The 529-nt window shown below is 61.6% G+C and carries 1 protein-coding gene; it reads left to right on the top strand.

Going from position 1 to position 529, the window contains the following annotated elements; translation table 11 throughout:
* A partial coding sequence (locus C1I89_RS26555) for a plasmid pRiA4b ORF-3 family protein (RefSeq protein WP_102775390.1) occupies positions 1–427 on the top strand: 427 nt, incomplete at its 5' end.
* Positions 428–529: the final 102 nt, after the last annotated feature.

Below are 529 nucleotides of genomic sequence, written 5' to 3'. Positions count from 1 at the left end.
GGGCTGGCTCGGCGGCCATCTGCACGAGTTCATCATCGACGATACGCATTACGGTGAGCTTGACCCCGATTACCCCGAGCCTGATCTGAGAAGCGAGAAGCGCGTGCGCCTGGACAAGGCGCTGGGCGTACGGCGTCAACTCGATTACATCTACGACTACGGGGATAACTGGGCCCATCGGATTCGGCTGATCGAGGCGACGCCCTTTAGCGGCCCGCTGGATTCCCCTTGGTGCCTGGACGGCGCCAATGCCTGCCCGCCCGAAGATGTGGGTGGGGAGCCGGGCTATATGGAGTTCTTGGAGGCCATGGCCAATCCCGCGCATCCTGAACACGAACAGATGATGCAATGGCATGGCGGCCCATTCGATCCAGCTGCCTTCGACCTTCAAGAGGTCAACGAGCGGCTGATGCAGATTCGGATTTAACGCAACACGGTGCTGGCCGGGCCGTTACGCCCTGCCGGCGCGCGCCTGGAGACTTGCTCGACAAGCGCCCGCGGAGGGCTCTCATAAAAAACAAAACCCCAC

The sequence above is a fragment of the Achromobacter pulmonis genome, from assembly GCF_002885955.2.
GTDB classification, from domain to species: domain Bacteria; phylum Pseudomonadota; class Gammaproteobacteria; order Burkholderiales; family Burkholderiaceae_B; genus Achromobacter; species Achromobacter pulmonis_A.
The sequence above is the reverse complement of the archived record's forward strand: the minus strand, read 5'-3'. Positions and strand labels throughout refer to the sequence as shown.